Source organism: Lysinibacillus sp. NPDC096418, from assembly GCF_044762775.1.
GTDB lineage: Bacteria > Bacillota > Bacilli > Bacillales_A > Planococcaceae > Lysinibacillus.
In genome coordinates this window covers 1-1,126 of sequence record NZ_JBIWEY010000083.1, presented here as the reverse complement: position 1 = coordinate 1,126, position 1,126 = coordinate 1, and the positions used below count along the sequence as shown (strand labels likewise).

General features: G+C 41.1%; 1 protein-coding gene. It reads left to right on the top strand.

Annotation, left to right across the window (positions count from 1 at the left end):
• The first annotated feature begins 201 nt into the window (after positions 1-201).
• Positions 202-1,011 carry a zinc transporter ZupT gene (gene zupT / locus ACIQZG_RS24530; protein ID WP_402758762.1) on the top strand — a complete coding sequence of 270 codons (810 nt, stop codon included), beginning with the start codon at positions 202-204 and terminating at the stop codon, positions 1,009-1,011.
• The last annotated feature ends 115 nt before the right edge of the window (positions 1,012-1,126 follow it).

Genomic DNA, 1,126 nt, shown 5'->3' with positions numbered 1-1,126 from the left:
CGCTGTCCGTCAGACTTCATGGAACCGCCGTATACGGATCCGTACGTACGGTGGTGTGAGAGGACGGGAGTTAGTCGCTCCCTCCTACTCGATTGGGATTTTTCGTTGGTGCATAATATATAGCCTAATTAAAGAAAGTTGCGTTGAGGAAACTTTTGCGATAAGATGAGTACAATAAGAAAAAAGAGAAGGAAGATGCGTATGGAAGGGAATGTGTTAATGGCATTAGGGTTAACCCTATTTGCCGGGCTCGCAACAGGTGTAGGGAGTATAATAGGTTTCTTTACTACGAGAACAAACACGAAATTTCTATCAGTAGCGCTTGGATTTTCAGCAGGGGTTATGATTTATGTGTCGCTTGTTGAAATTTTTGTGAAGGCGAAGGATGCATTAACAAATGCATTAGGTGCAACGAACGGTTATTGGATGACCATCGCTGGCTTCTTTGGTGGGGTGTTGTTTATTGCAGTAATTGATAAATTCATTCCGAAGGCTTCTAATCCTCATGAAGTAAAGCTTGTCGAGGATATTGATGCAGTAAAACCGCAAATTAACGAAGATCATTTAATGAAGATGGGCGTGTTTACAGCATTAGCGATTGCAATTCACAACTTTCCGGAAGGTATCGCAACATTTATGTCTGCGATGAATGATCCAAGTGTCGGGGTTGCCATTGCTATTGCCGTAGCGATTCATAATATTCCAGAGGGTATTGCGGTATCAGTACCGATATACTTTGCGACAGGTAGTCGTAAAAAGGCCTTTAAGTTATCATTTTTATCAGGTTTAGCCGAGCCAGTTGGTGCGATTGTTGCATTTTTCCTGCTTATGCCGTTTTTGAATGATGTTATGTTTGGTATTGTGTTTGCTGGGGTCGCAGGAATTATGGTATTTATCTCACTAGATGAATTATTACCAGCTGCGCAAAAATACGATGAAGCACACTTGTCTATGTATGGTCTAGTAGCCGGCATGGCAGTTATGGCGATTAGCCTAGTATTACTAGCTTAATTAAGAAAAAGGAATCTAGCTAATGTGGTACCTAAGTCAAGGACAAACTAAAAAAAGAGATTAAGCAGCTAAGAGATGGTTTCTGTATTGTACAGGAGCCATCCTTTTTAGATTC

Coding starts and splice junctions, on each gene's coding strand:
- zupT (WP_402758762.1), top strand. CDS start 202: ATGGAAGGGAATGTGTTAATGGCATTAGGGTTAACCCTATTTGCCGGG.